Source organism: Mycobacterium sp. TH-M15, from assembly GCF_057473705.1.
The window spans coordinates 1-7,336 of sequence record NZ_JBYCLB010000633.1 but is presented as its reverse complement, the minus strand read 5'-3'; the positions used below and the strand labels follow the sequence as shown (position 1 = coordinate 7,336).

7 protein-coding genes and 1 pseudogene are annotated in these 7,336 nt (G+C 72.1%); 3 read left to right on the top strand and 5 right to left on the bottom strand.

What is annotated here, in order from left to right:
• From AC2VNT_RS15490 to hemL, 4 genes are all read right to left on the bottom strand, one after another.
• Window positions 1-663: cytochrome c biogenesis CcdA family protein (locus AC2VNT_RS15490; RefSeq protein ID WP_486947697.1), on the bottom strand; the 663-nt coding region annotated here is incomplete at its 3' end.
• Window positions 660-1,226, bottom strand: a complete 567-nt coding sequence (locus AC2VNT_RS15485) for a TlpA disulfide reductase family protein (protein WP_486947699.1) — start codon at window positions 1,224-1,226, stop codon at window positions 660-662. The genes AC2VNT_RS15490 and AC2VNT_RS15485, both read right to left, overlap by 4 nt.
• 59 nt (window positions 1,227-1,285) lie before the next feature.
• Window positions 1,286-1,894 (bottom strand): histidine phosphatase family protein, encoded by a 609-nt coding sequence (locus AC2VNT_RS15480; RefSeq protein ID WP_486947696.1) that lies wholly within the window; start codon window positions 1,892-1,894, stop codon window positions 1,286-1,288.
• Window positions 1,894-3,330 carry a glutamate-1-semialdehyde 2,1-aminomutase gene (gene hemL / locus AC2VNT_RS15475; protein ID WP_486947695.1) on the bottom strand — a complete coding sequence of 479 codons (1,437 nt, stop codon included), beginning with the start codon at window positions 3,328-3,330 and terminating at the stop codon, window positions 1,894-1,896. The genes AC2VNT_RS15480 and hemL overlap by 1 nt, the downstream gene beginning before the upstream one ends.
• A 91-nt stretch (window positions 3,331-3,421) precedes the next feature.
• On the opposite strand from hemL, the gene AC2VNT_RS15470 reads away from it, so the two are divergent.
• From AC2VNT_RS15470 to AC2VNT_RS15460, 3 genes are all read left to right on the top strand, one after another.
• Entirely contained in the window at window positions 3,422-3,805 is a 384-nt protein-coding gene (locus tag AC2VNT_RS15470; protein ID WP_486947694.1) for a nitroreductase family deazaflavin-dependent oxidoreductase, read from the top strand.
• On the top strand, window positions 3,802-4,995 hold the full coding sequence (locus AC2VNT_RS15465) for a cupin domain-containing protein (RefSeq protein ID WP_486947698.1): 1,194 nt from the start codon (window positions 3,802-3,804) through the stop codon (window positions 4,993-4,995). The genes AC2VNT_RS15470 and AC2VNT_RS15465 overlap by 4 nt, the downstream gene beginning before the upstream one ends.
• Window positions 4,996-5,102: 107 nt before the next feature.
• Window positions 5,103-6,608: a PPE domain-containing protein gene (locus tag AC2VNT_RS15460; protein ID WP_486947693.1), complete on the top strand. Its 1,506-nt coding sequence runs from the start codon at window positions 5,103-5,105 to the stop codon at window positions 6,606-6,608.
• A gap of 54 nt (window positions 6,609-6,662) precedes the next feature.
• Here the strand turns inward: AC2VNT_RS15460 and AC2VNT_RS15455 are convergent.
• Window positions 6,663-7,119: pseudogene (locus AC2VNT_RS15455) on the bottom strand (PPE family protein); the annotation flags it as partial.
• Between the last annotated feature and the right edge of the window lie 217 nt (window positions 7,120-7,336).

Sequence of the window (7,336 nt, the reverse complement as noted above, 5' to 3'; positions counted from 1 at the left end):
GGCGCGGCTGTGCCGACGCAGCCAGCCCAGCCCGGCCACCGCGCTGGCCGACCCGAACGCCAACGCCACGAACGGAATCCCCAGGCCCACGCAGTAGGCGATCACCAGCACCGCGCCGCGGGCCACGCTGGCCCCCTCGGTGGCCGAGGCGACCGCGACCACCCCGGTCAGTGTCGGCCCCAGGCACGGGGTCCAGCCCAGCGCGAAGACCGCGCCCAGCAGCGGCGCCCCCAGCACCGTGGAGAGCCGCCGCGGGGTGAACCGGACCGGGCGCTGCAGCGCCGGGATCAGCCCGACGAAGACCAGCCCCATCACGATGGTCAGCGCCCCGCCGACCTGCTGCAGCCGCAGCTGGTTGGTGATCAGCGTGGTGGTCATGCCGAGCACGGCGACGGTGCCGAGCAGGAAGACCGCGGTGAAGCCGGCGACGAACAGCAGCGCCGAGCCGGTGACCCGCCACCGGGCGCGTCCGGTGTGCCCGGCGGTGTCGTCGGCCACGTCGACGCCGACGACCGCGGCCAGATACGACAGGTAGCCCGGCACCAGCGGCACCACGCACGGGGAGGCGAACGACACCAGCCCGGCGAGCGTCGCCAGCGCCAGCGCCAGCAGCAGCGGGCCAGAGGAGGCAGTGGTCGATGAGAACTCGGCGAACCCGGTCACGACGGCCCGCTCCCGCCTTCGGCGGCCAGCCGCTGCACCACCGGACGCAGGTCGTCGGCGAGCAGGGCCCGCAGGAACACCGCGGCCACCCGGTGCTGGCGATCGAGCACCAGGGTGGCCGGGATGATCGTCGACGGATACCGGCCGCCGAAGGCGATCATGGTGCGCATCGCCGGGTCGTAGATCGACGGATAGCTGACCTTGCGGTCGTTGACGAAGTCCTGGGCCGCCGGCAGCACGTAGTCGCGGACGTCGATGCCCAGAAACGCCACCCCACTGCCCCGGGTCTGGTCGTAGACCTTTTGCAGCTGGTCGATCTCGGTGCGACACGGCCCGCACCACTGCCCCCAGACGTTGAGGACGACGACCTGGCCGGGGAAGTCGTCGACGCCGACGGTGCGGCGCGGGTCCATCAGGTCCGGCCCGGCCACCGCGCCGGGGTGTCCGCGGGTCTCCGGCGGGTCGTAGAAGATCTCGGTCTTGCCGCCGGGTGAGACGAACTCGAACGCGCCGCCGTGGGTCACCGCGTCGTCGCCGACCGAGCAGCCGACACAACCGAGCATCAGCGCCACGAGCGCAGCGGGTACAGCGAGAACGGCGCGCACCGACCGGGCCGGCATGCTCACCCGCCGGCCGGGGTGGAGTACTCGACGTCGACCAGCCGGTCGCCGTCGTAGACCAGCGAGGTCACCGACGCCAGCGCGCACTCGCGGCGGCGCGGGTCGTGCCAGAGCCGGTGGCCGGTCAGATACATCCGTGCCGTCCACACCGGCAGCTGATGACTGACACAGACCGCTTCGTGGCCGGCGACGCGGACCCGCGCCTTCTCCACCGCGGTGGCCATCCGCGCCGCGATCTGCGCGTACGGCTCCCCCCACGACGGGGTGAACGGGTTGCGCAGCTGCCACCAGACCCGCGGGCTACGCCAGGCGCCGTCGCCCGGCGAGACCTTCTTGCCCTGGAAGGTGTTGGTCGATTCGATCAGGTCGGCGTCGGTGTCCGCGCCCAGGCCGTGCGCCGCCGCGATTGGCGCGGCGGTCTCCTGGGCGCGCTGCAGCGGGGAGGCGATCACCGCGACGATGTCCCGGTCGGCCAGCGCCTCGGCGACCGCTTCGGCCTGTGCCCGGCCGGTCGCCGACAGCGAGAATCCGGGCAGTCGCCCGTACAAGATGCCCTCCGGGTTGTCCACCTCGCCGTGCCGGATCAGGTGCACCCGGGTCTGCTCGGCCATCAGCGCCGCTCCGGCCGGGCCGCGGCGGCGGCGCGGGCCGCGGCCGGCAGCGCGCGAGCGATCACATCGAACGCGTCGTCGTCCAGCGCCGCCGAGACGAACCACGCCTCGAAGGCGCTGCACGGCGGGTACACGCCGGCGTCGAGCAGCGCGTGGAAGAACGGCGGATACCGCCAGGTCTGGCTCGCCCGGGCGGTGCTGAAATCGGTGACCGGCGCCTCGGCGAAGAACACGCTGAACATGTTGCCGGCCCGCGGAATCTGGTGCGGCACACCGGCGGCCGTCAGCTCCGTGGAGAGCAGCCCGGTCAGCCGGTCGGCGTTGGCGTCGAGTGCGGCGTAGACGGCGGCGTCGGCGGCCCGCAGCGTGGCCAGCCCGGCGGCGGTGGCCACCGGGTTCCCGGACAGGGTACCGGCCTGATACACCGGGCCGAGCGGGGCCAGTCGCTCCATCACCTCGGCGCGGCCGCCGAACGCCGCGGCCGGCAGCCCGCCGCTCATCACCTTGCCGAAGGTGAACAGGTCGGCGTCCACCGGATCCAGCCCGTACCAGCCGCTCGCGCTCACCCGGAAGCCGGTCATCACCTCGTCGACGATGAGCAGCGCGCCGTGCTCGGCGCTGATCGCCCGCAGCGCGGCGTTGTACCCGGGCGCCGGCGGCACCACCCCCATGTTGCCCGGGCTGGCTTCGGTGATCACCGCGGCGATCTGGTCGCCGAGCCGGTCGAACGTCTGTTGCACGGCGTCGATGTCGTTGTAGGGCAACACGATCGTGTCGGCGGCGGTGGCGCCGGTCACCCCCGGCGAGGACGGCAGCCCCGGTGACGATCGCAAGCGCGGCGAAGCCGGGCGCTGCGGGTCGTCACCCAGACCCGGTGACGATCGCAAGCGCGGCGAAGCCGGGCGCTGCGGGTCGTCACCCAGACCCAGCGTGGCCACCCCGGAGCCGGCGTCGGCCAGCAGCGCGTCGACGTGGCCGTGGTAGCAGCCGGCGAACTTGACCACCTTGGCCCGGCCGGTGCAGCCACGGGCCAGCCGCAGCGCGCTCATGGTGGCCTCGGTGCCGGAGTTGACCAGCCGCAGCTTAGCCACCGCCGGGACCCGGGCGATGATCTCGGTGGCCAGCGCGGTCTCGGTCGCCGTCGGCGCCCCGAACGACAACCCGGCCCCGGCCGCTTCACGGACCGCGTCGACCACCGCCGGGTGGGCGTGGCCGAGGATCATCGGCCCCCACGAGCAGACCAGGTCGACGTAGCGGTTGCCGTCGGCGTCGGTGAGCCGGCAGCCCTGCGCCGAGGTGATGAAACGCGGCGTGCCGCCGACCGAGGCGAACGACCTGACCGGGGAGTTCACCCCGCCGGGAATCACCGCGCAGGCGTCGGCGAAGAGCGCCGCCGAGGTTGCGGTCGACGCGGTTGGCTGCTCGGTGCTGCGCACGTCCCCCAGTGTCCCAGCCGGGCGGCGTGGCTCGACTACGGGGTGTAGTGGGTGCTTGAGTCGGGCCGCGGCTGCGGGTTGGATGAGGAGTATGCGGCTACCACAACGGCTGGCCCGGTTCAACCGGTACGTCACCAACCCGATCCAGCGGCTGTGGGCCGGCTGGCTGCCGACCTTCGGGATCCTCCAGCACAGCGGCCGACGCTCCGGCAAGACCTACCGCACGCCACTGAATGTGTTCAGCACGCAGGACGGGGTGGCGGTGCTGCTCACCTACGGTCCGGACCGGGACTGGCTGAAGAACATCACCGCGGCCGGCGGCGGGCGGCTGCGCCGCTACGGCCGGACGTTCGCGGTCGCCGACCCGCGGCTGGTGAGCCGGGCCGAGGCGGCGGCGCAGGTGCTGCCGCGGTGGCGGTGGCTGTTCGCCCGGCTCCCCTTCGAGCAGGCGGTGTTGCTCACGAAAGTGGACTGACCGTGCGGACGGGACTGGCGTGGCTGATTGCGCCGGTTGGCGTCGACGAGTTCTTCGCCGATGTCTTCGGCGCCACACATCACCATGTTCGGCGCGACAGCCCGGACTACTTCGACGAGCTGCTGGGATCGCCGCCGTTCGACGCCCTGCTCAGCCTGGTCCAGCAGGACGCGTCGACGGTACGAACGGTTCGCCTCGCCGAGAACAAACGCTCCGATGCCTACCGACTGGCCGACGGCAGCGTCGACCTGGCCGCGCTACGCGCGGACTACGCCGACGGCCACACCGTGGTGGTGGACCGGCTGGAGAGGTACGCGCGTTCGGTCACCGCGCTGTCCCACTCGCTCGAGGTCGAGCTGAACTTCCCGGTCCAGGTCAACGCCTACCTCACCCCGCCGGGGTCGACCGGCTTCCTGCCGCACTACGACCATCACGACGTGCTGATCCTGCAGGTGCACGGATCGAAGGCCTGGCACTTGCACGGCGACACCGCGGTGCCGCCGCACGAGATGCAACGCCGTCAGGAGTTCGACCTGCACGCGCTCCCCTCGCCCAGCGACTCGCCCGTCGACGTGCGGCTGGCCGCCGGGGACACGCTCTACCTGCCGCGCGGGCGGGTCCACTCGGCGGAGACGACCGACGACCCGTCTGTGCATCTGACGGTGGGGCTGCACGTTCCGACCGCGTTGACGCTGCTCACCCACACCCTGCACCGGCTCAGCCTGCACGACGACCGGATCCACGCACCGCTGCCGCCCCGGCACCTGGACGACCCGGAGATCCGGGCCGGCCTGCGTGACGTGCTCCGGGAGGCGCTCCGGGTGGTGGAGAGTCCGGCGGCGATCGACGACGGCCTCGGCGCGATGGAGAATCTGCTGGTACGGCGGGGTCGCTGCCCCCCGGTCGGGCAGAGTGGCCCGGGCGGAGTCGCCGAGATCGACACGCAGACCCGGGTGGTCAAGTATTCACCGCTCTACTCGCAGGTGGTGGCCGCGCCGGGCGGTTTCGCGTTGCAGTTCGCCCAGCTGGCGGTCAACGCCGCCGAAGACCACGAAGCCGCGCTGCGTTTCGTTTCGGCGAGCACCGAGCCGTTCCGGATCGGTGACCTGCCCGGTCTGACCGAAACGCAGCAGACCGAGTTGGCCAGGACGCTGATCATCGGTGGGTTCTTGCTCCGCCTGGCCGACTGAGCGTCACCGCAGATACCAGTCGATCGAGAGATTATTTCCTTATCTGCTGAAGTCCATGTGGATTTATCCTAGATTTACGGGTCTTTGGCTCATTAGAATGGCGACCGATGACCGAGCCGATCTTCATGGCCGCGCCGCCGGAGGTGTGGTCGACGCTGTTGAGCTCCGGTCCGGGGGCGGGGCCCCTGCTGGCGGCAGCGGGCGCCTGGGCATCGCTGAGCGCCGAGTACGCGGCGGTGGCGCAAGAGCTCGGCGCGACACTCAACGCGGTGCAGACCGGCGCCTGGCAGGGGCCGAGCGCCGAGTACTACATCGCGGCCAACGTGCCATACCTCGCGTGGCTGATCCAGCAGAGCCACAGCAGCGCGGCGGCAGCGACCCAACAGGAAATCGCCGCGGCGGCGTACACCAGCGCGCTGGCGACCATGCCGACGCCGGCCGAGCTGGCGACCAACCACGTGGCGCACGCCGGGTTGCTGGCGACGAACTTCTTCGGGATCAACACGATCCCGATCGCGCTGAACGAGGCCGATTACATGCGGATGTGGGTTCAGGCGGCGATCACCATGACCGGTTACCAGACCGCGGCGGCCGCGGCGGTGGCCGCCACCCCCGCCGACCCGGCGGCACCGGCGATCGTGCGAACGGGCGCCGCCGAGTCCCGGCAATCCAATTTTTTCAATTCCGGACCCACCACCCAGGACGGCGGACACATCAGCCTGCACTGGCTGGAGAACAAGATCGCCATAGCGGAGAATTTGATCCTGCACGGCGAAGGCGGCGAGCTGTTCACCCTGATACCGCACTGGGCCGGTGAAGCCGTCGGGGCGATCGCGCCCCCGCTGCAGCCGCTGGTGCCCCCGCTGGTCCAGGCCGCCATGGTGCTGGCGCCGGTCATCGGCCCCAGCCTGGCCGCCACCACGCCCGCGGCCGGTCTGGCCGGTCTGGGCGGTCTGGCCGGTCTCGACGGGCCGGACACGCCCGCGGACTCCACCCCACTCGTCCCGGGCCCGACCGAAACGGCTCCCGCTTTCGAGACGCCGCCGGGCGAGGTCACCTCCGGTTCGCCGGCGACCGCGGCCCCGCCCGCCCATCTGCCGAGCGCGCCTGCCGCTGCCGCGGTCTCCGGTCTTCCGCCGGGCCACCTGCCGCCGGCGGTTCCGCCGCCGATCGGCACGGCGGGTGGCGCATTCCCGTACCTGGTGATGGCGCGCGGCAGCGAAGCCACCCCGGCGACCGGTTCGCCGCCCCGGGCCAGAACCCGGCAGCCGGTGGACGCGGCCGCCGGGACGGCCGCAGCCGCCCGGGAGCAGCCGCACCAGCGGCGGCACCGACGCGTCGAATCCCGCGTCGACCGCGGATATCGCTACGAGTACCTGGACCCGGGCGCATACCCGGACGGCGACCCTGGTCCGCCGACCACCGCCGCGTCGGACGGTGGCGCCGGGCCGATCGGCTTCCCCGGCACGACGAGCGACTCGACGGCGGTCACCGCCGCCGGTTTGACCGCGCTCACCGGCGAATCGGGCGCCACCGCGTCGACGATGCCGATGGTGCCGCAGACGTGGGATCTCGACCAGGATGCGACCCCGGAGGAGCCCGGCGCGGACTGACCCGCCGCCAGGTGGAAAACGCGGGTCTCAGCGACCGCCGTTCAACAGCCGGTGTTCGGTGAACGGGATCAGCCGGGTCGCCGCGGCCGACGAGGCGGCGTAGCTGTGCATCGCAGCCGCGTCCTGGACCCACATCTCGTAGTACTCGCCGTCGGTGGTCGCGATCGCGGCGGTGTTCTGACCCAGCAGGTCGGTCGCCACCACCAGTGCGTACCGGGCCCGGTCGGCGGCACCGTCGCGTAGAACGCCGCGTTGGCCGGGGCGGCGGTCTGCTCGGCATGTTCGGCGGTGGCCAGCAGCCAGACCTGGTAGGTCTGGGCGGCGGCGGCCCGCGCCTCCGATGACGGGCCCAGCCAGGCTTGGCCGGTCAGTTCGGTGATCACCGCCTCATAGGAGTGCAGCTCGGCGGCGATTCCGCCCCAGGCCGCGGCGTGGCGCGCATCGGCCCGGAGCCGGGACCGGAGTAGATCCTGATCGAATTGATCTCCGGCGGCAGCCCTGCGTAGTCCACGTCGTCCGGCCCGCGTCAGCCCACCGTTTCGGCGCCGGCGGCCGCGACGGCCGGGTCCGACATCAGGACTCCAGACATGGGGGTGGAAGGGCTCAGGAATTGGTGTGCGGTCGGCGGTGGGGTTTGGTGCTGTAGCGCAGGGTGAGGCTGGTGCCGGGGTAGACGGTGGTGGTGTTGTTGAGGGTTCGGCAGAGTTGGGCGATGGTGGCGGTGTGGC

Excerpts from the sequence above, each read along its gene's own strand:
- AC2VNT_RS15485 (WP_486947699.1), bottom strand. The coding sequence starts at position 1,226 with ATGCTCGGTTGTGTCGGCTGCTCGGTCGGCGACGACGCGGTGACCCAC.
- AC2VNT_RS15460 (WP_486947693.1), top strand. The coding sequence starts at position 5,103 with ATGACCGAGCCGATCTTCATGGCCGCGCCGCCGGAGGTGTGGTCGACG.
- AC2VNT_RS15470 (WP_486947694.1), top strand. The coding sequence starts at position 3,422 with ATGCGGCTACCACAACGGCTGGCCCGGTTCAACCGGTACGTCACCAAC.
- AC2VNT_RS15480 (WP_486947696.1), bottom strand. The coding sequence starts at position 1,894 with ATGGCCGAGCAGACCCGGGTGCACCTGATCCGGCACGGCGAGGTGGAC.